At 66.9% G+C, this 25,187-nt stretch carries 18 protein-coding genes and 1 riboswitch; of the genes, 11 read left to right on the top strand and 7 right to left on the bottom strand.

The annotated features are described in order from the left end of the window. Positions 1–52: 52 nt before the first annotated feature. Both AZH51_RS15175 and AZH51_RS15180 read left to right on the top strand, forming a co-directional pair. Entirely contained in the window at positions 53–667 is a 615-nt protein-coding gene (locus tag AZH51_RS15175) for a TetR/AcrR family transcriptional regulator (RefSeq protein ID WP_291525690.1), read from the top strand. A 143-nt stretch (positions 668–810) separates the two neighbouring features. Then, positions 811–2,367, top strand: a complete 1,557-nt coding sequence (locus tag AZH51_RS15180) for an MFS transporter (protein ID WP_291525691.1) — start codon at positions 811–813, stop codon at positions 2,365–2,367. Positions 2,368–2,465: 98 nt separating this feature from the next. On the opposite strand, the gene AZH51_RS15185 is transcribed toward AZH51_RS15180, so the two are convergent. From AZH51_RS15185 to AZH51_RS15195, 3 genes are all read right to left on the bottom strand, one after another. Continuing rightward, positions 2,466–3,836: an HNH endonuclease signature motif containing protein gene (locus AZH51_RS15185; RefSeq protein WP_291525692.1), complete on the bottom strand. Its 1,371-nt coding sequence runs from the start codon at positions 3,834–3,836 to the stop codon at positions 2,466–2,468. 180 nt (positions 3,837–4,016) lie between these two features. Further along, positions 4,017–5,249: a DUF6596 domain-containing protein gene (locus AZH51_RS15190; protein ID WP_291525693.1), complete on the bottom strand. Its 1,233-nt coding sequence runs from the start codon at positions 5,247–5,249 to the stop codon at positions 4,017–4,019. Beyond that, complete coding sequence (locus AZH51_RS15195) at positions 5,246–5,632, bottom strand: YciI family protein (protein ID WP_291525694.1); 387 nt, start codon at positions 5,630–5,632, stop codon at positions 5,246–5,248. The genes AZH51_RS15190 and AZH51_RS15195 overlap by 4 nt, the downstream gene beginning before the upstream one ends. 142 nt (positions 5,633–5,774) lie before the next feature. On the opposite strand from AZH51_RS15195, the gene AZH51_RS15200 reads away from it, so the two are divergent. Next, on the top strand, positions 5,775–6,164 hold the full coding sequence (locus AZH51_RS15200) for an ankyrin repeat domain-containing protein (protein WP_367188059.1): 390 nt from the start codon (positions 5,775–5,777) through the stop codon (positions 6,162–6,164). On the opposite strand, the gene AZH51_RS15205 is transcribed toward AZH51_RS15200, so the two are convergent. Beyond that, complete coding sequence (locus AZH51_RS15205; protein ID WP_291525695.1) at positions 6,161–6,451, bottom strand: DUF4235 domain-containing protein; 291 nt, start codon at positions 6,449–6,451, stop codon at positions 6,161–6,163. The two genes, AZH51_RS15200 and AZH51_RS15205, sit on opposite strands and share 4 nt — an antisense overlap. Before the next feature lie 69 nt (positions 6,452–6,520). Continuing rightward, positions 6,521–6,970 carry a DUF4282 domain-containing protein gene (locus tag AZH51_RS15210; RefSeq protein ID WP_291525696.1) on the bottom strand — a complete coding sequence of 150 codons (450 nt, stop codon included), beginning with the start codon at positions 6,968–6,970 and terminating at the stop codon, positions 6,521–6,523. 90 nt (positions 6,971–7,060) lie between these two features. After that, positions 7,061–7,166: riboswitch (TPP riboswitch) on the top strand. Between the two features lie 18 nt (positions 7,167–7,184). On the opposite strand from AZH51_RS15210, the gene AZH51_RS15215 reads away from it, so the two are divergent. The 4 genes from AZH51_RS15215 (at position 7,185) to AZH51_RS15230 (ending at position 12,102) form a co-directional block, all read left to right on the top strand. Beyond that, a complete protein-coding gene (locus tag AZH51_RS15215) occupies positions 7,185–8,267 on the top strand; it encodes a thiamine ABC transporter substrate-binding protein (RefSeq protein ID WP_291525697.1) in 1,083 nt (360 codons plus the stop codon). A gap of 77 nt (positions 8,268–8,344) precedes the next feature. Next, positions 8,345–9,964, top strand: a complete 1,620-nt coding sequence (locus AZH51_RS15220) for an iron ABC transporter permease (RefSeq protein ID WP_291525698.1) — start codon at positions 8,345–8,347, stop codon at positions 9,962–9,964. Continuing rightward, the gene (locus tag AZH51_RS15225) at positions 9,961–10,968 is read left to right on the top strand and encodes an ABC transporter ATP-binding protein (RefSeq protein WP_291525699.1); all 1,008 of its coding nucleotides are present in this window, start codon (positions 9,961–9,963) and stop codon (positions 10,966–10,968) included. Before AZH51_RS15220 ends, AZH51_RS15225 begins: the two co-directional genes overlap by 4 nt. Before the next feature lie 9 nt (positions 10,969–10,977). Beyond that, positions 10,978–12,102, top strand: a complete 1,125-nt coding sequence (locus AZH51_RS15230) for a phosphatase PAP2 family protein (RefSeq protein WP_291525700.1) — start codon at positions 10,978–10,980, stop codon at positions 12,100–12,102. Here the strand turns inward: AZH51_RS15230 and AZH51_RS15235 are convergent. Further along, positions 11,989–12,765: a thioesterase family protein gene (locus AZH51_RS15235; protein WP_291525701.1), complete on the bottom strand. Its 777-nt coding sequence runs from the start codon at positions 12,763–12,765 to the stop codon at positions 11,989–11,991. The two genes, AZH51_RS15230 and AZH51_RS15235, sit on opposite strands and share 114 nt — an antisense overlap. Before the next feature lie 181 nt (positions 12,766–12,946). On the opposite strand from AZH51_RS15235, the gene AZH51_RS15240 reads away from it, so the two are divergent. The 4 genes from AZH51_RS15240 to AZH51_RS15255 all read left to right on the top strand — a co-directional run bounded on the left by AZH51_RS15240 (position 12,947) and on the right by AZH51_RS15255 (position 24,755). Next, complete coding sequence (locus AZH51_RS15240; protein WP_291525702.1) at positions 12,947–14,155, top strand: hypothetical protein; 1,209 nt, start codon at positions 12,947–12,949, stop codon at positions 14,153–14,155. Positions 14,156–14,256: 101 nt separating this feature from the next. After that, positions 14,257–16,443 carry a cation-translocating P-type ATPase gene (locus AZH51_RS15245; protein WP_291525703.1) on the top strand — a complete coding sequence of 729 codons (2,187 nt, stop codon included), beginning with the start codon at positions 14,257–14,259 and terminating at the stop codon, positions 16,441–16,443. Positions 16,444–16,581: 138 nt separating this feature from the next. Next, positions 16,582–24,066 (top strand): DUF5979 domain-containing protein, encoded by a 7,485-nt coding sequence (locus tag AZH51_RS15250; protein ID WP_291525704.1) that lies wholly within the window; start codon positions 16,582–16,584, stop codon positions 24,064–24,066. Beyond that, positions 24,063–24,755 carry a class F sortase gene (locus tag AZH51_RS15255; protein WP_291525705.1) on the top strand — a complete coding sequence of 231 codons (693 nt, stop codon included), beginning with the start codon at positions 24,063–24,065 and terminating at the stop codon, positions 24,753–24,755. The genes AZH51_RS15250 and AZH51_RS15255 overlap by 4 nt, the downstream gene beginning before the upstream one ends. On the opposite strand, the gene AZH51_RS15260 is transcribed toward AZH51_RS15255, so the two are convergent. After that, positions 24,752–25,054 carry a hypothetical protein gene (locus AZH51_RS15260; protein WP_291525706.1) on the bottom strand — a complete coding sequence of 101 codons (303 nt, stop codon included), beginning with the start codon at positions 25,052–25,054 and terminating at the stop codon, positions 24,752–24,754. The genes AZH51_RS15255 and AZH51_RS15260 overlap by 4 nt on opposite strands. Positions 25,055–25,187: the final 133 nt, after the last annotated feature.

Below are 25,187 nucleotides of genomic sequence, written 5' to 3' on the forward strand. Positions count from 1 at the left end.
CGGTTTCGTTCCATCAGATCCGGCCAATGGAGAAGACCGGGAAAGGACAGTCGTGAACAGCGAGCAGGCGCCGGTTGTCGCGAATCGCCCTCGGGTTGAAGGGGATCGCGAAGCAGAGATCCTCCAGGGAGTCCTGGAGGTCTTGATCGAACTGGGCTACGACCGGCTCACGTTCGATGCCGTCGCCAACCACGTGCGGGCCAGCAAGGCGACGCTCTACCGCAAGTGGCCGACGAAGGCCGAGTTGACGCTCGCTGCCGTCGAGCACTTGAAATCCTCATCGCACGAGAACGGAGAAATTCCGGACACCGGCAGTCTCGAAGGCGACTTCACCGTCGAGTTCTGCGAGGCCCCGGACTACAACGAATACAGTTCCCAGGTCTTCCGGGCGATCGTGCCCGCGTTGCACCGGGATCCCGAACTGACCCGCCTGTTCAACGAGCGGTTCATCGCACCGCGCCGCGCGTTGATCCGGGACGCAATGGAGCGTGCCCAAGCGCGAGGTGAGATCGGAGCATCGGCGGATCTCGACGTACTCGCTGCGATCGTGCCGGCTGCCATCACGCTGGAAGTGATGACGTCCGGAGAAGCCCCTAGCCCCCAATTCATTCAGACCGTTATCCGTGAGGTTCTGCTGCCCGCGTGTCGGGCGTCCATCGACTCCTGAGTCGCCCCACACCCGTCCCGGCAACGTTGCCGGGTGACCGCTGAGGTCACCACTAACCCACATATCCCTGCCTGTTGGCTGCCCACTCGGGTGCGCCGACTGATCGTTGCTGCCCAATTCCGGGTCGCTGAGAGAGGAAAGCTATGTCCACTTCGGTCACCGAAGAAAAGGACGAAGAGTGCGAGGCTCCTCGTCATACCAACCTGACGGTGGCGCTCATCGTCATCGCGATGGCCCAGCTGATGATCGTGCTGGACGCGACCATCGTGAACATCGCCACCCCGCACATCCTGACCGCCCTGGACTTCACCCAGTCCAGCGTCCAGTGGGTCGTCACCGCTTACGCACTGTCGTTCGGCAGCCTGCTGCTGCTTGGTGGTCGCCTCGGTGATCTCTTCGGCCGGCGGCGGATGTTTGTCATCGGTGTGATCATCTTCGCGGTGGCCTCGTTGATCGGCGGTCTTGCTCCGAACGGCGCGATCCTTCTCGCCGCTCGTGCGCTGCAGGGAGCAGGCGCCGCTCTGGCGTCGCCGGCGGCCCTTGCGTTGATCAACACGACCTTCCCGGCGGGCAGGGAGCGCAACCGGGCGATGGCGGTGTACGCCGCGATGTCCGGTGCCGGTGCCGCGGTCGGACTCATTCTCGGTGGAATTCTGACCGAATGGGACTGGCGCCTAACGTTTTTCATCAACGTGCCGCTCGGCCTGATCGTCGCGCTGTTGGCGCCACGGGTGCTCGTGGAGTCCGAAGGCAACGACGGATCGCTGGACATCTGGGGGGCCATCGCGGCCACCGTTGGTCTCTTCGGCATCGTCTACGGCCTGTCCCACGCGGGTCAGCAGGGTGCCTCCTGGGGCGACTTCGAGACGCTCTTCCCGTTGATCGGCGGCCTGGTCGTCCTGGCGATCTTCGTAGCTATCGAGAACCGCGTGCGGCATCCGCTGTTGCCGATGCGCATCGTTGCTGACCGCACCCGCGGCGTCTCACTCTTCGTGATGCTCATCGTCGGCGCGGCCATGTTCTCGATGTTCTTCTTCCTCGGTCTGTACATCCAGCAGGTGCTTGGCTACTCGCCGATCAAGTCGGGCTTCGCCTTCCTACCGTTCAGCGTGGGGATCGTGGCCGCCGCCGGTCTGGCGTCCAACCTGGCCGGACGAGTGGACCCGCGGTGGCTCGCCGGCGCCGGCGGGATCCTCACCACCGTGTCGCTGTGGGGCTTGACCCATCTGTCCGTGGACAGCACGTACGCCGCGCACCTGCTTCCGTGGATCACGATCATGGGCTTCGGGATGGGATTCATCTTCATCCCGCTGACGCTGACCGCCACGGCAGGTGTGGACCAGAACGACTCCGGTGCGGCCGCGTCAAGCCTGAACACTGCGCAGCAGATCGGTGGTGCTGTCGGAATTGCCGCTCTGACAACGGTATTCACCCACTTCGCGACGCAGCGAGGCAACGAGTTGGCGGCGGCGGGCAAGGCGGCGATGGCGAAGGCCGCTGCTGCCGGGCAGACGCCGACCCAGGAGCAGATCGCTGCTGCTACCCACCAGGCCCAGATCGACGCGCAGACCTACGGATCGACGCATGCCTTCTGGGCCTCGGCCATCATGGTGCTCGTCGGAACGCTGGTCGTGATGGCCTTCCTGACCATCAAGCACACCGAACTGGCCGAAGAGGAAGCTGCCATGGCCATCGTCTGATGACGCCGCCCTGAAGGAACAGCTGATCAGGGAACACCCGATCGTGCGAATGCCTGCCACCGCGATGACATGGACTATGTCGTCGCGGTGGCTCGCTTTTAGACGCGGAGCCGAATCCGTTTGGTGTGGATGCGGATTGAGCAGGCGCTTGTCGGGCGGCCGGGTGGGTCGGGGGCTCGGCTGGTGGCTTGGATGCCGCGGGCGCGCACGGTGTATTCCTCGGCGTTGCCGGTGACCTGTAGGTCGGGGTGTTCTTTGGCGTAGTTGCAGCGTTCGCAGTCACCGGCGGCGTTGTGTACGCAGGTTTGACCGCCGTCGGCGACGGGTTGGATGTGGTCGATGTGTTTGATCGTGGCTCCGCAGAACGGGGTGCGGCAGACCTGGTCGCGCAATCGCACGAACGCGGCCAGCAGGCCGGGGAAGGCGCGGGCGCGGGAGTCCATCGCCACCAGTTCGCCCGTCTTCGGGATGGTGAAGACGCGTCGGATCAACCCGCCGACGGCCTCGTGGTCGGCCAGGAATTCGCGCACCACTTCGGCCGGGATAGGTCCGAACCCCTCCAGGTGACCCTCGCCCTCCCCGGTTAAGGACTCCATCGGCACTAACAGGTTTACGGCCACCGGCGACGCCCCAGGGCTAGTACCCGGGCCAGGGCTAGTGCCAGCGCGAGTTCCGGTGTCAGTCGCCGTGCTGTCGCGGTCGTCGGGGTCGGGCTGCGCATCCGGGTCGGTGACAGCTGCAACCTTGGGTGCGAGCCTGGCCGGTCGGCCGGTGATCCGCTCCACCAGGGCATCGGCCATCCGTTGACCTTTGCCGCGTCCATCCTCCGGCCCGGTGGGGCCGACACCGGTCAGTGCTGCCTGGCAGGCCACCCCGTCCGCGACGGGCAGTAAAGCGGTCAGCAGGGTCATGCAATCGGGTGCCGGTCGCAAGGACACCCGCCGTTCCCGTTCGGCTGTGGCGCGTCGGGCTACGAACGCTTCGGGGTCAGCCCGATAGGCCGCGGCCCGTGCGGCACCGGCCAGTTTGCGGTCGGAGGTTGTGCCCAGCAGGTGCCGCACCGCCTCATCGACGACTTGCCGGTCAGCCAGGGACAAGAACGCGGTCTCGGCGACTAGTTGGGTGGCTTGCCATTCCCCGATCACCCCGGCCCGCAAGGCCCCGGCGGTGTGCGGCATTTCGGTCATCGCACGGGCCACGCCCAGGAACCGGGTACCCAGTCGGGGGCTGATCCGCCGGGCCAGACCCAGCTGGTTACCCACGACCCGTGCGGTCTCGCCTGCGTTGATGCCGCGAGCCCGGTCGGCAGCGGTCTGAGCATCGTGCAGCGTCACGGTCAGCTGCGCCTGCGCGGACGTGGCGGCGTTCTTGCATTCCTCCAACGCCCGGATCAACTGCAAAGCAACATCAGGGTCCGACGTGAGGGGCTCGCACGTGAGGGCGGCACGGAACGCATCGATATCCGTCACACTCACCGACATTGAAAACCCCCTCAGCTCTGATGCGAGTCCCCACCCGCATCACCCACTACCTAACCCCCACCATACCGAACATATGTCCAGAATGGGAAGGCCTGTGCACAACCAAAAATACATGAAAAACACTGCAGCACAAGGAAATACGCGGACAGCTCACTAACCAGGGAAAGCCTATCGCGAGCCACTGACAGCCACTTCGTCACGACGGCGGGAGAGGTAGGCGCGTTCGGCCGGGTTCGGCGCCAAAGCAATCGCGCGCTCGTATGCTGCAACCGCCTCCGACGAACGCCCGAGTCGGCGCAGCAGGTCAGCTCGCGTCGCGTGGAACGCGTGATACCCGTCCAACCGAAGCTCGTCCACCAGCGCCAATCCCACTGCAGGACCGTCGAGTTCGGCCACGGCAACCGCTCTGTTCAACGCCACGATGGGCGACGGCTCCAGCCGCAGCAGCCGGTCGTAGAGCGTCACGATCTGCGACCAATCGGTCGAAGACGACGACGGCGCGTTCGCGTGCACCGCGGCCATCGCCGCCATCAGTTGGTACCGGCCGGGTGGAGGGCCGCCGGCCGCTACCGCAGCAAGAAGAGAGCGCACCAGTGAAGTGCCTTCGTCGATCATGGGTCGAGACCAGAGCGACCGATCCTGCTCCGACAACGTCACCAATGATGCGGCCGAAACTCTCGCTGCCCGACGGGAATCCGTGAGCAGCATCAGCGCCAGAAGCCCCGTGACCTCCCCGGACGCGGGTAGCAGCGCGTGCAGCAACCGCCCGAGTCGGATGGCCTCATCACTGAGGTCCGACCGCAACGCGGCCTCGCCCCCGGAGGATAGGTAGCCCTCGTTGAAGATCAGATAGACCACCGCGAGCACGCCGTCCAGCCGTTCGGACAAATTGGTGGGAACGACGTACGGAATGTGGGCTTTCTTGATCTTCGCCTTCGCACGGGTAATCCGTTGCGCCATGGTCGTTTCCGGCACCAAGAACGCTGCTGCGATCTCACCCACCGTCAATCCACCCAGCAGGCGCAAGGTGAGCGCGACCTGAGCCGGCATGGCCAGCGCCGGGTGACAGCAGGTGAAGATGAGCCTCAGCCGATCGTCAACAACGGGTCCGGTCGGCTGGGGCGGTGAGTCGTCGTACGTCATGACCGCCTCCTGCTCCTTGGGGCCGCGCTGGGACTCCCTACGCACTTGGTCCAGCGCGAAACGGGTTGCCGTTGTGGTCAGCCACCCGCCCGGGTTGGGCGGGACACCGGAAACTGGCCACCGCGAGGCCGCCCGCGCAAACGCCTCCGCGGCGGCGTCCTCGGCAATGTCCAGCGAACTGAAGCGCCGAGCGAGCGCCGCGACCACCCGCGCCCACTCCTCGTGGTAGGCGCGGGTGAGCGCGTCGGTGACCGTCACGCGTCGAGCATGGCCTTGATCGACTCCTCGGTGTGGAAGGGTCGCACCTCGACCTTCCCGCGGCAGGCCTTCGAGCCCTGCGCCGCCAGGTCGAGAGCGACGTCCAGATCGGGTACGTCGATCACCCAGAAGCCGCCGAGGTGCTCCTTGGCCTCGAGGTAGGGACCGTCCTGCAACACCGGTGTTGCGCCCTGGCCGTCGACGGTCGTGGCGGTCGCCACCGGCTCAAGGCCGTCGGCGAAGACGAAATAGCCCTTCTCCACCAGCATGTCGTTGAAGACGCCGGTGTCGGCGAATGACTGCAGCATGTCCTCCTTGGAGGGGTAGTCACCGAACTGGTTGCGCTCGGCCGGACCGTAGACGGACATCAAATACCTGGGCATTGCGATCACTCCCTGTCGTGGTTGGTTACATCCTGTCCACGAACGGCCGCCCCCGGATACGACACGTCACCCCCGGGTGGGACGAGTCATTCCCGGATACGACAACTCGCCATCGGTGGCCTCCGCAGTTAGGCTTACCTTCGTGACTGACGCCGCGCGTATCGAGCCAGCCCCGGAGCTGGTCGAGATCGCGCACGCCTGCATGGACTTCGCGCGCGAAGGAGACGTCACCCGGCTCTCGGCGTACGTCGATAACGGAGTTCCGGTCGATCTCACCGATGCGGCGGGTAACACCCTGCTCATGCTGGCGGCCTACCACGGGCATGTAGCGGCCGTCTCGGCCCTGATCGAGCGTGGCGCTGACGTCAACCGGCTCAACGACCGCGGTCAGACGCCCTTGGCGGGAGCGGTTTTCAAGGGCGAGGACACCGTGGTGTGGCGGCTGCTCGAAGCGGGCGCCGACATCCACGCCGGCTCACCATCTGCTGCCCAGACGGCCGAGTTGTTCGGCCGCGGCGATTTATTGCGCTAGCTCTTCTCGCGCAGGTGCTCGACCGGCGGCGGTGCGTGACCGGTCGACTTCTCGTAGAAGTCGGCCGCCTTCCGGTCCACGAACGTGCGGGTGACCGCCATGACGGCGGCCGAGACACCAGCGAAAACCAGTGCCTCGACCGCCGACGACGACGGGTCCTTCGAAGCAAGCGGCATCGGCTTGCCGGTGACGGCCTTCCAGCCGCCCTTGGTCACGGCGCGGGAAATCCGTGACGCCACGACGCCACTCGCGAGCGCGATCAACTTCCAGCCGATGTTGCCCTTCATGCTGTCTCCTCATCACGGGGGTGGGACTGATCCCGACCCTAGTCGGGCTGACCGCACCCCCACGAGGGTTCAGCGCAGTCTCTGGTGGATGTCTTCCGACATCCGGACCACCGAGTAGTAGAACTCCAGCGTCATCCGCGCCAGCGCAAGATAAACCAGCGCGACCAGGGTGCCGAAGATGAGGACGACGAAGAAACCGCCCCACTCGCCGTTGGCGAGCATCGAGATCAATGCCCCGAGCCAGGCCAGGGCGATGACGACGGCGATCACGATGTAGACGATCCGCACGATCTTGGGGGTCGCGAACGTCTTGAACGAGAAGTCGAACAGCGAGCGCAGACCACCGCTGAGATCGTCCTGCGGCGTCGACAAGGCGCCACCGTACTGCGGTGCGGTCGGATCGACCGGCTGCTGGTAGGGCTGTTGGTAGGGCTGCTGCTGACCCGGCTGCTGGTACGGCTGCTGTGGCTGCTGACCCGGCTGCTGGAAGGGATCGTTCGGCGGGGGCTGCTCGGACATGGGGGACCTCGATCGGTAGTGGCGGATAGTCCGATCAGCGTGTCAAGAGTTCGGCCCCGCGCGGCCGCGCCACGCCGGGCGCTACCCTGGATGGCACGACAGGGGAGCGCACCAGGCGCTGAGAGTGCGGGACAGCCCGCAGACCCTCGAACCTGATCCGGTTAGTACCGGTGGAGGAAGTCGAGCCCCTTCTCGATGACCGAGGAGGACGTCAATGTCATCTGCCTATGCCCGTACGTCGATCGCTGCCGTGGTCGCGGCCCTCACCCTGGCGGGGTGCTCGCTGAGCAACTCCGGTGACGGGGGATCCACACCGAGCGGCACCGGTTCCAGCACCGTGAAGAACACCACCGTCACTCTCGTGACTCACGATTCGTGGGTCGCGGACAAGGCGTTGCTCGCGAAGTTCACCGAGCAGACCGGCTACACCGTGAAAGTGATCGCCAGCGGTGACGCCGGCCAGTTGGCCAACAAACTGGTCCTCACCAAGGGCAATCCGACCGGTGACGTCACTTTCGGTGTGGACAACACCTTCGCGACCCGCGTCGTGGATTCCGGTGCGCTGGAGGCTTATGAGCCCAAGGACCTGCCCGCAAGCGCGAAGGAGTTCGCGCTATCCGGTGACGGCGGAAAAGACCTGACCCCCATCGACTTCGGCGACGTCTGCGTCAACGTCGACAACGCGTGGTTCACCAAGAAGGGTCAGACACCGCCGGCGAACTTCGCGGACCTGCTCAAACCGGAGTACAAGAACCAGTTCGTGACACCGGCCGCCTCGTCGTCCTCCCCCGGGATGGCCTTCCTGCTGGCAACGATCGCGGAGTACGGCACCGACGGGTGGCAGGACTACTGGAAGAAGCTGATGGCCAACGGCACCAAGCTGACCAGTGGCTGGAGCGATGCGTGGAGTGTCGACTACACGGCGGGTGGTGGTAACGGATCGCGGCCGATTGTGCTGTCCTACAACACTTCGCCGGCCGACACGATCAAGGACGGCAAGGCCACGACGTCCGCCCTGTTGGACACCTGCTTCCAGTCGGTCGAGTACGCCGGCGTGCTGTCCGGAGCCAAGAACCCTGATGGGGCAAAGGCATTCATCGACTTCATGCTCGGCAATGACTTCCAGAAGGCGCTGCCCGAGGCGATGTACGTCTTCCCGGTCAACACGACCATCGCGTTGCCGGCCGCGTGGCAGCAGGCGGCGAAGGTTCCCGAAAAGCCTTTGACCGTCGACCCCGCCGAGATCACCAAGAACCGCGACACCTGGTTGCGGCAGTGGCAGGACGTGACCTCCTAGCGATGCCGACCACCCCGCGGACTTTTGGAACGGGATCCACGCGTCGCGCGTCGGATCGGGTGAATCCCGTTCCAAAAGTGGGGAAGGCCATCGGCTGGGGGGTGCTGGCCGCCGTACCCCTGCTGTTCCTCGCCGTCTTCTTCTTCGTCCCGGTCACCGGCATGATCGGTCGCGGGCTGCGCCCGGACGGGGTGTGGGATCTGGCGGGCGCGTGGGACGTCCTCACGCGCGCCCGCACGGCCAAGGTCATCGGCTTTACGCTGTTCACCGCGGTCGTCGGCACCGCGATCACGGTCGCGCTCGGCGTACCCGCGGCGTATTGCCTCTATCGCTTGCGTCTTCCGGGCGCGACGCTGTTGCGCGGGCTGCTGGTGATGCCGTTCGTGTTGCCGACCGTGGTCGTCGGTGTCGCCTTCCGGACCCTGCTGGCCGAGAGCGGCCCGCTGGGGTTCCTTGGTCTGGACGGCACCCCCACGGCGATCATCGCCGCTCTCGTCTTCTTCAACCTCTCCGTCGTGATCCGGGTGGTGGGTACGGCGTGGGCGGGCCTTGATCCCCGACCTGAGCAGGCCGCGGCGTCCCTGGGTGCCTCGCCGGGGGAGGTGTTCCGAACCATCACGCTGCCCTCCCTGCGGCCGGCGATCATCTCGGCGACGAGCGTGGTCTTCCTCTTCTGTGCCACGGCGTTCGGGGTGGTCCTGACGTTGGGTGGGGTGCGCTACTCGACGATCGAAACCGAGATCTACCTGTTGACGACGAATTTCCTTGACCTGCAAGGCGCTGCGGTGTTGTCCATCCTGCAGTTCGTCATGGTCCTGGTGTTGCTCGCGCTGGTCGGCCGGGTCCGGCGGGACGGTGCCGTCAGCGGTCAGCCGCGCCCCGCGCCGATCCGCCGCAGTGACGCCGGCCCGTTGCTGGCGCTGCTGGTCTGTCTGGTCCTTGTCATCGCACCGCTGGTCACCCTGGTCACGAGATCGCTTCACGTGCAGGGTGATTGGAGCCTGGGTAACTACCGGAACCTCACCTCGGTCACCGGTGACAACGCATTGCCGGTGACGGTGTGGCAGGCGCTGTCGACGTCGTGGCGGATCGCGGTGGACGCGACGCTCCTGGCGGTCGTCCTCGGGCTGATCGTCGCTGTTCTGGTGTCCCGTCGCCCGCGGTCCCGACGGGCGCGACGGGCGGTGGGCCTCCTCGACGGGGTCTTCATGCTCCCCCTGGGCATCTCCGCCGTCACCGTCGGGTTCGGCTTCCTCATCACCCTGGACAAGCCGCCCTTCGACTTTCGCGACAGTGTCTGGCTGATTCCCGTCGCCCAGGCCATGGTCGCGTTGCCGTTGGTGGTGCGCACCCTCGCCCCGGCCCTGCGCAGCGTCGATCAACGGCAGCGGGAAGCGGCGGCGGCGCTCGGTGCCAGCCCGCTGCGCGTCGCGTTGACCGTCGACGTCGTCGCGGCCTGGCGGCCGTTCCTGGCGGCGATCGGATTCGCGCTCGCGGTATCGCTGGGCGAGTTCGGGGCAACGAGTTTCCTTGCGCGCCCGGATGATCCGACGCTGCCCGTGGCGATCTACCAGTTGATCGGGCATCCGGGAGCGGCGAACTTCGGGATGGCACTGGCTGCGTCGGTCGTGCTGGCGGCAGTGACAGGCACCATCATGGCGGGTGTGGACCGGCTCGGCGGACGGACGACCCTATGAGCGGTCTCGAGGTGCGCGACGTCAGTGTCGCTTTCGATACAACGCAGGCGCTCGACGCGGTGAGCCTTGACGTTGAGACCGGCCGCATCCTGGCGGTGCTCGGTCCGTCCGGCTGCGGGAAGTCGACGCTGCTGCGGGTCATCGCCGGGCTGCAGCAACCGGGCAGCGGTCAGGTCCTCTTCGACGGGCAGGACGTCACCGGGGTGCCGACGCATCGCCGCGGTTTCGCGTTGATGTTCCAGGACGGCCAACTCTTCGAGCATCTTTCAGTCTCGGCGAATGTCGCGTATCCGCTACGGCGGCAGGGTGTTTCGCGGCGTGAGGCGTCTGAGCGCGCCCGCGAACTACTTGATCTGGTCGGCCTCACCGGCTTCGCCGATCGGGCGCCGCGGACCCTGTCCGGCGGGCAGCAGCAACGCGTCGCCCTGGCCCGGGCCCTCGCCGCACAACCTCGGTTACTCCTGCTCGATGAACCGCTATCAGCCCTCGATCGCGACCTGCGCGAACGACTGGCCATCGATCTGCGGCAGATCCTGTTGTCCACCGGGACGACGGCTCTGTTGGTGACGCATGATCACAGCGAGGCGTTCACCCTGGCCGATGACGCCGTACTGTTGCGCGCCGGCCGCGTGGTGCAACACGGTGAGGTGGCTGACCTCTGGCGCGGACCGGTGGACGAAGAGGCCGCGCGCTTTCTCGGCTACGGGACGATTCTGACCGGGGAGCCCGCCATCGCCGTACGTCAAGCGCTCCAGGCGCCGGGCGACGGACCCGTCGCGCTGCGGCGGGGTGCGCTGCGGGTGAGCACCGGGTCCGGTCAGTTCGCCGGGGTGGCCGGCCCATCGGCGTACGCCGCGGACGAGGTGACCGTCGAGGTGGACTTGCCAGCGCTCGGCCGCGTGCCGGTCACGGCGGAAGTGGCACCCCCGGAAGGGGCTCGTCTCGGAGTGGACCTACTGCCCGCACGGGTCGCTTTTCTGAATGTTCACAGGACGGCCACTTAGAATCCACCGGTGGCGATCTCCGAGCAGCGCGAACTCGGCGACGAGGCTGCCCTGGAACCCGGCACCTTTGCCCGAGTCGACCTCACGTCGCTACGACGACTGTCCGTCGCCGCCTACTTGGTAGTTCTGGCGGCCTATTGCATGTTCGTCGGCGTGCCCATCGACCGGGTGGGTATGACGTTGTGGATCGTTGCCGGTCTGTCCGTGCTGTGTATCGGGCGCGGCTGGCGGGCGTGGCGGATGACGCTGTTGGCCTGGCTGCCGTTCGAAGGGGTGCTTCTGGCCTACGACTACAGCTACGGGTTCGCCGGCCGGTTCAACGGCGAGCTGGATGTGATGGGTTTCCCGATGCAGGGCGCGACCAACCTGCTCGGAATGCCGCTGCACACGACCTTCCCGATCGAGGCTGACCGCTGGTTGTTCGGCGGCACGCTGCCTGGTCAATGGTTGCAGGAGCATCTTCGGGCGGACGGGCCGATCGGTTGGGTCGGTGTGCCGGTCACCCTCACCTACCTGTCGCACTTCGTCGTCACTCCGATGGTGGCGGTGGCGTTGTGGATCTGGAACCGGGACCGGTTCCTGAAGTGGGTGCGTGCGGTCGTGAGCCTGGCCGTGGTGGGGCTGAGCATCTACCTGCTCTTCCCGATGGCGCCACCGTGGTTGGCGACCCAGCAGGGCCTGATCCCCGGTTGGTCGATTGTGCGCGCAAACGGCGACGGCTTCCACTTCATGGGTCTACGGATCGCCCAGGACGTGCTCGCCGACGGTCAGGCGCGTTCCAACCCGGTTGCGGCCATGCCGTCGCTGCACATGGCCTTCGCGACCTTGGCGGTGCTGTTCTTCTGGTCGTCCGTACGCCGCTCGCTGCGTCCCCTGCTCCTGCTCTATCCGGCGATGATGGCGTTCACCCTGCTCTACTCCGGCGAGCACTACGCGATCGACGAGATCGCAGGGGTGCTCGCGGCGCTGTTGGTGACGGCGTTCTGGTGGTGGGTGGATCGCTGGTGGCAGCGGCGCCGGTCAGCGGGGGAAGTGCCGGACAGTCAGCGCCTGCTCGGCGCGCCCGAAGGGACCAGCCTGGTCGCTGAGCGTGGTCGAGGTGAGGCCGAGACCATTGGTGCCGAAGGAGACTGAGGTATCCAGGCCCACCCAGGGCGGCTGCGGCTGCCGCAGCAGGTGGATCGTCAGGTCGACGTTCGGGAACATCATCTCCGTGGGACGCACCCGGGTGGCTATCCCGTTGGCCAGATCCACCAGTGAGATCGCGGCCGCGGTGTCACTGATCTGTTCCTCGGCCACCACGGGGTGCGGGGTGCGGGCCCACACCTGACGCCGACCCGGCCGGCCGCCGGGTAGCGCAACGGTCTCGATGGAGGCCAGGAAACCGCCCTTCCATTCCTCGAGCGCGTCGTAGGGTTCGCCGCCGTCCGGACCAGCGGCCATCGCGGGCAACTCGACGCCGGCCACCTCGGCCACGTCGTCACTGATCGCCAGCCGCCACGCGCGAGCACGGATCCGTGGGCGGTCCTCGATGATCGCCGTAGCCTCGATGAGTTCTATGGTCCGGCCCGGGCGGATGGTCTCGACCGTGACGGTGGTGTCGGCCAGCGGGATCAGGCCGAGGATCTCGAAACTGATCCGGGACAACTGGACCGCTGGGTTGTGCTCGTGACCGTCGATGGCGTGGGTGATCAGGCCGGCCACCGGGGACATGTGTTGCTCATGGTCGTTCCACGCGCCCTGCACGTGCTGCGTGGGCCGGTACGTGTCGGCGCTGACGCGTTCGTAGTAGCTCACGGTGGCGAGGTTACGCGTGGCTACCTTCACCGTCTCGTGGGGCGCCGGTAAACGGCCGGTAAGCGATTCGGCTCGGTATCCGCCGGAAATCCTGAGAAAACCCTGGGAGCACTGGCGGGGCAATCATTCCCGCCGACACAGTGAACGCACCCATCCCCTTTCCCCCGAGGAGAGCATCACCATGCGCAACACCCCCATGGCCGCCACGCTGCTCGCCCTGGCCACCGCCGGAGCACTGAGCGCGGGACTGCCGTCGGCGGACGCCGTCACCACCGCGAAGGCATCCGTCACCCAGGTCCACTCCTGTTCAACAACTCCCAAGGCCGGCTACGCGTCGTGCTTCGCGATCCACCTCACCAACCCCGCGACCGGCAAGTCGGTCAACGCCCGGGGCAACGCGATCACGCCGAAGGCGATCTCCGGCAAGACCCCGTCGGATATCCAGAGTGCCTACAAGCTGTCCGGCCTGACCTCCGGTGGGCGCACGGTGGCCATCGTCGATGCTTACGGGTACCCCAACGCCGAGCGGGACCTCGGCGTCTACCGCTCGCAGTTCGGTCTGCCTGCATGCACCAAGGCGAACGGTTGCCTCAAGATCATCAGCCAGACCGGTTCCACCACTTCGCTGCCAGCGACCAACGTGGGCTGGGACCAGGAGCAGGCCCTCGATCTCGATGCCGTCTCGGCAGCCTGCCCGGACTGCAACATCGTTCTGGTGCAGGCGAAGACGGCCTCCTTCGCCAACCTGGGCACGGCGGTGAACACTGCAGCCAAGCAGACGGGTGTTGTGGCCATCTCGAACAGCTACGGCGGTGGCGACGCGAAAGACTCGACCTACGCCAAGTACTACAAGCACTCCGGCATCGCGGTGACGGCCTCGACCGGTGACGACGCCTACCAGGGCGCCAGCTACCCGGCCTCCTCCCAGTACGTCACCGCGGTCGGCGGCACCTCGCTGACCGCCTCCTCGAACTCACGGGGTTGGACCGAATCTGCCTGGAGTGACGCGGGATCGGGCTGCTCGTCGTACAACACAGCTCCGGCCGGCCAGAGCTCATCGGTGACGCACTGCTCGGGCCGCGCCATGGCGGACGTGTCCGCCGTCGCCGACCCGAACACCGGCCTCGCGGTCTACGCACCCACCAGCGCCACCGCGTCCAGCTGGGCCCAGTACGGCGGTACGTCCCTGTCCTCGCCGATCGTCGCCAGTGTCTATGCGCTGTCCGGCAACACCTCCGGCTACGCCAACACCAAGCCCTACGCGGCGACCTCCGGACTGTTCGATGTGACCTCGGGCTCCAACGGCACCTGCAGCTACTGGTGCACCGCGAAGAGCGGTTGGGACGGACCGACCGGCCTGGGCACTCCGAACGGGGTCAGCGCCTTCTGACCTGACTCCCCACCCACGTCGGCCCCGCAGCTCGCGCTCACGCTGCGGGGCCGACGTCTGCCCCGTGCCCAAGAGATACCCCCAGGGGGTATTATGGTCGTATGGCCGTTGATCAGGACATCCGCCTGGACATCCAGGGGATGACGTGCGCCTCCTGCGCGATGCGCATCGAGAAGAAACTGAACAAGATCGACGGTGTGCAGGCCAGCGTCAACTACGCGTTGGGTACGGCGAGCGTGCACGCCCCAGCGACTGTCCCGGTGGATCAACTGGTCCAGACCGTCGAAGCCGCCGGCTACAACGCCTCGCTTCCGCAACCCGCGGCCGAACCGGTCGACGAGACCGCCGGCCTGCGTCGCCGGCTGATCATCACCTGGATCATGGCGCTGCCGGTCATCGTCCTCTCGATGGTCCCGGCGCTGCAGTTCCCGGGCTGGCAGTGGGTGGCCCTGGCGCTGACCGTGCCGGTGGTGCTCTGGGGCGGCCTGGGATTCCACCAGGCCGCCTGGAAGAACCTGCGGCACCGCACCGCCACGATGGACACCCTGGTGTCGGTCGGCACGTTGGCCGCGCTCGCCTGGTCGATCTACGCGATGGTCTTCGGCCACGCCGGCATGATCGGGATGCACCACCACTTCTCGGTGGTCGTCGAGCCGCAGGAAGCAGCCGATGCGATCTATTTGGAAGCAGCCGCCGGGGTCACGGCCTTTCTCCTGCTCGGGCGCTACCTGGAGGCGCGATCCAAGCGCGCTGCCGGTGCCGCCGTGCAGGGCCTGCTGCAGCTGAAAGCCGACGACGTCCTCGTGGAGCGCGCTGGTGTGGCAACGAGTATTCCGTTGTCGGAGTTGGTGATAGGCGATACCTTCCGGGTGCGTCCCGGTGACCGCGTAGCCACTGACGGAGTCGTGATCGACGGCCACGCCAGCATCGACGCGTCCGCAGTGACCGGCGAGAGCGTCCCGATCGAGGTCGGGTCGGGCGACCACGTCGTGGGTGGCACCCTGGCGGCCGGCGGCAGTCTGCGCGTCCGCGCCACCGCAGTCGGGGCGGACACCGAGTTGTCCCGGATCGCTGCCCTGGTCGAGCAGGCGCAGACCGGTAAGGCCTCCGTGCAGCGATTGGCCGACAAAGTGGCCGGTGTCTTCGTGCCGATCATTCTGTTGCTGGCGCTGGCGACCCTGCTGGGCTGGTGGCTGATCGGCGGGGATCTGACCCGCGGCTTCACCGCCGCCGTCGCCGTGCTGGTGATCGCCTGCCCGTGTGCCCTGGGATTGGCGACGCCCGTGGCGCTCCTGGTGGGAACGGGTCGGGGCGCGCAACTGGGCATCCTGATCCGTGGCCCGCAGGCATTGGAGCAGGCCGATGCGATCCAGACCGTCGTGCTGGACAAGACCGGAACCCTGACTGATGGCCGGATGAGTCTGGTGGACGTCTGGGCTGCCGACGGGGACGAGCAGCAGGTACGCCGCGTCGCCGCCACCCTGGAGCAGGGTTCGGCCCATCCGATCGCGACCGCCATCTGCCGTGACCGCACCGACCTGTTGCCGGTCCGCGACTTCCACAGTTACGACGGGGCTGGCGTCGGTGGTGTGGTCGAGGGACGGTCGGCTCTCCTCGGCCGGGTGAGCTGGCTGCGGGACCAGGGGATCGACGTACCTGCACTCGTCTCGGACCGGGTGGATGCGCAAGCCGGCCTCGGCCGCACCGCCGTGGTGCTCGTCGTCGACGGTCAGGTGAGCGGGGTGCTCAGCGTGGCGGATCGGATCCGAGCCACGTCAGGCCAGGCAGTGCGCGGGTTCGAGGCCCTGGGGCTGCACCCGGTCATGATGACCGGCGATCACCAGGGGGTCGCCGACGCGGTCGCGCGGCAACTGGGGATCAACGAGGTGTACGCCGAGGTGCGACCACAGGACAAGGCGGCGCACATCTCCACCCTGCAACAGCAGGGCCAGAAGGTGGCCATGGTCGGCGACGGCGTCAATGATGCTGCTGCCTTGGCTACCGCAGACCTGGGCATCGCCATGGGTTCGGGCGCGGACGTCGCCTCCGACGCAGCTGATCTGACGCTGCTGCGCACCGATCCGGTGGTCGCGGTGGATGCGGTGCGGTTGTCGCGGGCCACGTTGCGCGTCATCCGCCAGAACATCGGCTGGGCGTTCGCCTACAACCTTGCTGCGGTGCCGCTGGCGATGTCCGGTCGGTTGGGGCCGATGGTGGCGGGCTTTGCGATGGCGGCCTCGTCAGTCCTGGTGGTGCTCAACTCGCTGCGGCTACGTCGTTTTCGCTGATGAGAGCCCTGCTGGGAGACTGTGGGCAGCCTGTGTAGGAATGGTCACATCGGTGGACAGCACCCCTTGTTTATGCGACTCTCGGCCCGGCGGACCCGAGATGGCCGCATGGACTGAGGCATCAAGGAAAGCAGCGCAATGGCGGCGATCAAACGGTTCGGGCAGGCAACGGCAACGCGGGTGATCGCCGCTATGGCGCTGGTCGTGGCCCTCATCGCGACGATGAGCCTGGCGACCGCGCCGCAGGTTGCCGCAGCCGACCCGACGGCCACCATGCAGATGGCCAAGACCGCCGACGTTGGTGGTGACCTCACTCCCGGGACCGAGTTCCTCTACACGATCACCGTGACGTGCTCGTCGGTTGCCGTCGGCGGTTGTGAGAACTACGTCCTCACCGACCCGCTACCGCAGTACATCGAACCCGTCGGCGATCCCACCGTCGACAACCAACCCTCCACGGTCACCATCAGTCCGGACAACGTCGTGACGGTGGATGTCAACCAGGCGCTCGGCGGCGGCAAGACCGGTCTGAAATCGGGCGACACACTCACCGTCACGATCCCGGTCAAACTCGCCGACGACGCGCCGGCAACGATCAACGGCAAGACCATCACCAACACCGCCACCTCGACGGCGGACAACGCCACTCAGCAAACCGCTTCGGCTGACGTGACTCCCGTGGTGACCAGCGAACTGGGCGCGACCACCACCAAGACCATCGAGCCGTCTGGTGCCGCCGCGAAGCCGGGGACCACCGCTGATGTGACCTTGACGGGTAGGAACACGTCCAATACGCCGGTTCATGAACTGGTGGTGCAGGACCCGGTCGACCCGGCTGCCTCCCCGAACCCGTTCACCTACCTCGGCGTGACGACGCCGCTCGGCGACGTCACCATGCCCAAGGGCGCCGACCAGGTCGTGGTGTGGGCGTACGTCAACGGGCAGTGGGTCGAGGGCGAGCCCGGGCCGCCGGCCACGCTGCCTGCCGGTGTTGACCCCAGTGCTGTGCAGGGACTGCGGTACGTCTTCACCGACACCACGGGGGACGGCATTGCCGCCGGCGCCACCGCCACCATTCCCTTCACCGTCCAGCAACGTGCCAATGTCACGGAACTGACCGGCCCGGTGACCGTCAAGAACGACGCCCAGACCACAGTCACCACCACCGACGGGCAGAGCAAGACGTCCGATCCCGCAGACGACACCTATGTGATCACTCCACCGGAGTTGGATGCTGCGGTCACCAAGAAGTTCGACCCGGCAACGGTGCACGCCGGTGACCCGAGCACCGTGACGATCGGTGCCACCAACTCCTCCAACGTCCCGGTCGACTCGCTGACCATCAAGGAACCGTCCGGAGCCACGAACCCGTTCGAGGGTGACAACCCGTTGACCTTCGCTGGATTCACCGGCGGCGTGGTCTGGCCCAGCGGCGCTACCGCGGCCGCCATCACCTACACCGGGCCGGGTTGTTCTGATCAGGCGCTGACCACGACCACTGCGAACACCCTGCCGGAGCCGCCCACCGGGTGCCAGCCCACTGGTTTCACCGTCACCTTCACCGGAACGATCGAGGCAGGGGCCGAGGCCACCCTTCCGTTCACGGTCGAGACTGACGCCGACCAGAGCGTCGACTCCCTGACGCACAACAACCAGGTCAGTGCCCAGACCGGTCTGGACGGAGCCACCAGCGATCCGGCCACCGCCGACTCCTCCCTGGTGACCCTGGCCGATCGCATCGCGACCTCGACGACCAAACGGATCACGCCGAACGACATCCCGGCGGTGCCGGGTCAGGACGTCACGACCAGCCTCACCGGAACGATCAAGGCCTTCCCGGATTCAACGGTCGATGCGCAACGCATGGTCGTCCAGGACCCCGAAGACCCCAGTGTCAGCCCTAACTTCTTCGACACCTTCCGGCCCACGTCGGTGGACAGCACGGAGATCAACGAGTGCAGTCAGCTGACGGTCAATTACTGGAACGGCACCGCGTGGGTGCCCGTGCCGGGGATGACCGACCTGCAGGGTCCGCAGCGTTTCTCGGGCAAAATTCCGGCGAGCGTGGACGCGCACGGCCTGCAGTTCGTCTACACCCCCGGTCCCGGGTGCACCGGTTTCCCGCCCGGCACCTCCTTCTCGCCGAACTTCACGTCCAACGTGCGCCCCGGCGTACCGAATGAGGACGCCACCGTCAGTAACTGCGCCGGCACCGACGGCAGCGCCCCGACCGTCAGCCAGCCCGCCCACTCCCAGGGCTGCGCCGACGTCGACCTGAACCACGTCACCCCGGGCGAGGGCGACCTGATCGACAAGTCGTGGGACGACCCGGCCAACGTCGCGGAGCGTTCCGGTGACGAGCGCGGCGCGACACTGCGCTGGTCGACGGGCGGATTCTCGAACTTCGAGAAGGTCGTGATCAGCGATGTGCCCAACCCCCAGGAGCCGATCCAGAACTCCGTCTTCGATTCCTTCGACCTGGTGCGGATCGACCCGATCTCAGCGGCTGACGATCCGCTGCTGAAGTACGACCGGGTCGCCAGCGTCGAGCTCTACATCAACGGCCAGTGGGTCGAAGCCTCCGGTGACCCCTGCCCGGCCGCGTGCGATGGCACTTTCCCCGGGTACACGCTGACCGCCTCCGAGCGCGCTGATGCCACTGCCTTCCGGCTGACCTACGAAGAGTCCGACACCAACCGCACCGGCGCGGTGGGCACGCCGGTCGTCGGTTCCGGTGTCGCCCGCTCCAGCGGCGACAACCGCACCATCCACCCGGTCTTCGCGCTTCGCGACGTCACCCGCCACACCCCGGCGGCTCCGGTGCTTTCCACCAGCGCCCTGAACACCGACCAGGCCGGCCTTGTCAGCAACACCGCCGGCGCCGACGCCTACTTCCCGGGCGACACCACCCCGTCGTACTCCGATCAGGCCAGTGACCGGATCACCATCGTGCCGGCCAACCTGCAGGTCGACCTGGCCAAGACCTGGGAAGGCGGTCCGCTGGGGGTCCCGGCACCGGGAACGGCAGCCGAGAAGTACCCCACGAGTGAGGTGACCCTGGCGGCCACCAACAAGTCGCTGTCCCGGCTGGACACGCTGACCATCACCGAGCCGACGGGCACGTCCAATCCGTTCGACACGTTCGATCTGATCGGCTTCACCACCATCACTGCGCCCGCCGAGATCGGCGCCACGGACGTGACGATCACCGTGCACTACGCCGGTGGCGCGCCCGATCGCACCTTCACCCGACAGGAGGCGCTGGACGCCCCGGCCACCGACTTCGAGGGTGCGGTCGGCTTCGACACCGTCTACACCGGCCGCATCAACTCCGCGACGGACCAGCAGCGTGGTGCCCACAACACCGCAACCGTGGGATTCGACACCCGGCTGCGGCCGACGCACCGCGCCGACGGCACGCCGGTCACCGCACCGGCCACCATTGCCAATGAGGCGACCACGACAGGTAAGGATCTGGTCGACTATCCGAGCGACACCAAGACCGCTACCGACAAGGACACCGCGAGCATCGATCTGGTCCCCGGCGCCCTGACGGTCCAGGCCGGCAAGTCGATCAAGCCGGCCAGTCAGGTCGAAGGTGACAACTCGCCGGTCACCGTGACCCTCAGCGGTCAGCCGAAGGGTCCGGCCCGCACGGTGCAGATGATCGTCCAGGACGACGCACCGACCTTCTGGAACCAGTACGACTTCACCGGCTTCTCCGCCTTTTCCTTCACCAACCCGATCAACCAGGTGCAGGTGGATGCACTCACCGGTGGCACCTGGAGCGTCGTAGGCGGCGAACCGGTCCTCACCGGGGCCACCTGGAAGACCGGCACCCCGGGCACCGCTCTGGCCCTGCCAGCGGGAGTCACGGCGCCGCAGGTGCAGGGACTGCGCTTCACCTTCACCCGGGCCGACGGCAAGAACTGGGAAAACCCGTCAACGCCGAAGCAGAACGTCTCGTTCAAGGTGACCCGTCGCGCCACTCTCAACACCGGCGGCCCGGTCCTCACCGATCAGAAGGGCAACGCCCCCGCCCCGGGTGAGACCCAGGCGGGGCGGGCCAGCGATGTCGTCGACGTCGATGCGACCAGTTCCGCGCTCGACGGTGACGGCAACCCGATCGTGGCGGACGACACCGCCAACGCGCATATCGACTACGTACACCTGAACAACGCGGTGCAGATCACCAAGAACCCGAAGGGGAACACCTACCAACCCGGCGTTCCGTTCACCTACGTCGTCACAGTCAAGAACACCGGTAAGGCGCCCATCGAGAACCCGGTCATCGTCGACGCCATGCCGACCGATGCCGACGGCGCCCAACTGGTCTTCAACCCCGACGTTTCGGCGAGTAACCGGTACACCTACACCCTTACTCCGCCGTCGGAGGCCGACACGGCGCTGCCGACGACAGCAGACGACGTCACGGTGGCCCAGGAATCCGACGCCCAGGACTCGCCGACGTCGCTGACCTTCACCTTCCCGGACGGATCCATCCTGCAACCCGGCGAGACCTACTCCATCGCCTTCTCCGTCCTCACGCGTCCCGGGCTGAAAGCCAAAACAACCTTCACGAACAAGGTCGGCATCACCGCCGACCGTCCGTGGGACAGCTGCTCCGGGACCTTGGACCCCAGCACGGGCGCCTGCACCACGACGGCCGCCAACACCATCGGTGAGGGTGCTGCGATCGGCGTCTCCAAGCGGGTCAAGGCCGAGGACTCCGACACCCTCGGGGTCATCACCGACCCCGCGCTGACCAAAGCGGTCGACTGCCACCCCGACGCTGCCGGGTTCTACGGCAAGCCCTGTATCCCCGTGACCAAGCCCGGTGGTGACATCACCTGGCGCACGACGTACGTCAACACCGGCAACGAGTCGCAGACCCGCATCGTCGCCATCGATCGGCTGCCCAAGCCGGGTGACACCGGCTCGACCAACAGCCTGGCCCGCGGGTCCCAGTGGCGCCCGATCCCGTCCGGTCGACCCACGCTGGTGAGCGGTAACTCCATCGATCTGTCGGTGTACTACACGACCTCGGACAACGTGTGTCAGGACGACCTGGTGCAAGCCAACCCGGGGGCCTGCCCGACCGGGGCATGGACCCTGTGGGCGGAGGGCACGACGCTGCCGGAGAACGTCCTGCAGTCGATCACGGCGTTCCAGTTCGTGTACGCGCCGAACAAAGCGCTGATTCCGCCACTGGGGGGCTTCAGCGTCGACATCCCGCAGACGGCACCGGCTTTGTCGCCGACCGCCGGTGCGGACACCGTCGCCTTCAACACTACGGGCGCTCGCGCTGAGGCGGTGCGCGCCAACGGCACCGTGCACACGACCCTGACCACGGAACCGCCGCGGGTCGGCGTATCGCTGGCCACCGGTCCGTTGCAGGTCGAGAAGGTCGTCACGGGTCCGGCCGCGGAGAATGCACCGGACACGTTCTCGGCGACGTTGCACTGCACGTCGGTGGGTGTAGAGGTCGACCTGGGTGACAAGGCGAATCTCACGTTGACGCCGAACACCCCGGTGACCGTCAAGGACCTGCCGTACAACGCCGACTGCTGGGTCACCGAGTCCGGGGACGGCGGTCAGACCAGCTCGAGTTCGACCCATGTGACGGTCACCCGGGATGAGCAGAACGTCCCGTTGATCACGCTGACCAACGTCTACGAGAACGCGTCGCTGGTCGTCAGCAAGACGGTTGACACGACGGCCACGGACCAGAACGGCGCGCCGCTGACGTACGGCCCGTTCCAGATCGCGGTCGAGTGCACCTTCCTGGACAAGCCGGTCTACGCCACGGGCTACTCGGCGGACAAGCCGATGCAGGTCACCCTGAAGGACGGCGAGTCGCACACCTTCACCGGTCTGTCGGCCCGCTCGATCTGCACCGTGACCGAGTCGGATTACACCGGGGCCAGTGTCAGCTACGAGACCACGACCGGCGAGGACTCGTCGGCGACAGGTACCGGCACCCTGGTGCCCGATGGATCGGACGGAAGCGCCCAGAACACGACCAAGGTCACCAACACCTTCGACAGTGGGTCGCTGCTGCTCACCAAGAAGGTGGAGGGTGACGCCGCGTCGACGTACGGCGCCGGCCCGTTCACCTTCCACCTGGTCTGCACGCTGGACGACCACGCTGAGGGGGCTGAGCAGCCGCGCACGGTGTACGAGGCCGACCTGACCCTTGGTGGAGACGAACCACTGCAGCGCTCGGTCGACCACATCGCCACCGGCGCACAGTGCACCGTCAGCGAGACGGATAACGCCGGCGCGACCAGCTCGTCGCTGGATCCGGCGGACGGCACGGTCACGATCGGCTCCTCGACCGCCGAGATCGCCACGGTGACCGCGACCAACACCTTCGACGCGGGCACCTTGGCCGTCACCAAGAAGGTGTCGGGAGCAGCCGCGGATTACGCCCCAGCCTCGTTCCCGGCGGAGGTGACGTGCACGGCGGACGGCAAGACACTGCCCGGCTTCCCGCGGCAGATCACGATCACGCCGGGCGAGACGACCACTGTGGACGCCCTGGTCGGAGCCTCGTGTGTCGTGCGGGAAACAGGCCAGCATGGCGCCACCGGTGTCACCTACGACCCCGCCGACCCGGACAACCCCGACCAGAGCAAGCCGGTGGTGATCGGACCGGCTGAGCAGGACCCGGTCCAGGTGGGCATCACCAACGAGTACCGGGCCGGCGGTCTGCAGATCTTCAAGCAGGTCGACGGACCGGGCGCCCCGGAGGCATCCGTCGGACCGTTCGTCTTCTCGGTGGTGTGCACCTTCGACGGCAAGCAGGTCTATGACCACGAGGTCACCCTCACCGGCGATGGCACCAGCACGGTGTTGAAGTCCGAGATCCTGTCGCCGTTGCCCGTCGGGGCGCAGTGCGTCGTGCGTGAGACCGGTAACGGAGGCGCGGACAGCACCCCTGCACCGGTCACCGTGACCATTCCCAATGTGGACGACTCGGGTACGGCCCAGGTTGTGGTCGCGGGCTTCACCAACGAGTTCTCGGCCGGAACCATCGCCCTGGCCAAGGACCTGGCCGGTGATAACGCCGAGAGCGCCCGGGACAAGGTCTTCACGATCCAACTCACCTGCCAGCTGGAAACACCGGATGGTGAGCGGGTGACGCTCTTCTCCGACCCGGTGCAGATCAAGGGCGGAGAAGTGCTGACGCCGACGGACGCGGACGGCAACGAGTTGAAGCTGCCCCGCGGTACCCACTGCTTCGCAGAGGAAACCGACTCCGGGGGAGCGACCTCCGTCGAGGTCAGCAATGGTTCGTACGACGACGCGGTCGTGGTGGGTACCTCCGGGGAACTGCAGAAGCTGACGATCACCGTGACGAACACGTTCACGAAGCCGACGCCGCCTCCGACGACCCCGCCGCCGACGACGCCGCCTCCGACGACGTCACCGTCGCCGACCGGGACGCCGACCGGCACCACGTCACCGGCTCCGTCGGGCACGACCCCGCCGTCGGTCTCCACGGGTGGTCACATCGGATCGGGTGACAACTCCTGGGCACTAGGAGTGGCCGGTATCGCGTTCCTGATCGCGGCAGGAGCCGCTGGGCTCCTGGTGTCGCGCCGACGCAAGGGGCAGTGAGCCCGCGGCAGGGCGCCGCACGACGGCACCGCGGGGCAGTCACCCTCGCGCTGCTCGCTGTCGTGGTCGGCGCCCTCGCCGTCGCTGGCTTCAGCCTGCGGCAGTACGTCGCGGCCCCCGAGCCGACGCACAGCGGACTGACCGACATGAACGGTGCGATCGTCGTACCGGACGATCCGCCAGACGTGCAGGGGGCGCAGGTGCGCTCCACCGGGAAACGATTTGTCGCGCCGGACCAGGGCCTCGACGTACCCCTGGACTCGATGGATGTCACCGGGGGCGTGATCAACCCACCGTCTTTCGCCACGGCGTTCCTGATCCGGCAGTACGGGCAGCCCGACGATCCGGCGTCGGGTCTGAGTGTGGTGACCATGCACGCGGTCTACGGCGGACGCAGCCCGGGCAACTACCTGTTCTCCATGGCCCCCGATGATTCACACGCGGTGATCCGGGCTGGGGACCCGGTGCTGGTCGCAGGGGTGGGCTACACCGTCACGTCGACCATGGTCATCGACAAGGTCGCGGCCACCGACTCGCAGCGGATGTGGGGCCGGTGGAAGGAGCGGGGCAACGAACTGATGATCATCACGTGCCTGCAGCGCGCGGGCCAGGGCAGCGTGCACGCCGCGGACAACTTGGTGGTGTTCGCCCGCCGCGATCACGCCGCGGCAGGAGCGAGCGCGGGTTAGAAGTGCCGACCGTGACGCGCCGCGCGACCCAGGCTCAACAGGGCGACGCCGGCGGCGAAACAGCAGGCGTACACCGCGAGGCCACCCACCAGGAGGGGGCGCATACGGTCAGCGACGTCGGGCGAGATTCCGGGGGTGATCGCCACGATGAGCAGCACCACTCCGGCCGGTACCAGCACCATCAGCAGGGAGAGACAGGCGGCGGTGATCGTTGCACCGATCTCCAGCGCGGCGTTCGAGGAACGCGCCGGATGGGGCATATGCGCGGTACGCGCCGATTCGCTCATCACCCGAGTCATACCGGCAGTTTGACAGCCGCAAGGACGACCAACCCAGGGCTCACCTAGACCAAAAGGTGTAGATATGTACCCTCTTTACCAACTATTTGCCGCTAGTCCACCCGCGGTGGCGTAGAGGACCAGATACGTAGAC

Source organism: Branchiibius sp. NY16-3462-2 (genome assembly GCF_001594145.1).
Classification (GTDB): domain Bacteria; phylum Actinomycetota; class Actinomycetes; order Actinomycetales; family Dermatophilaceae; genus Branchiibius.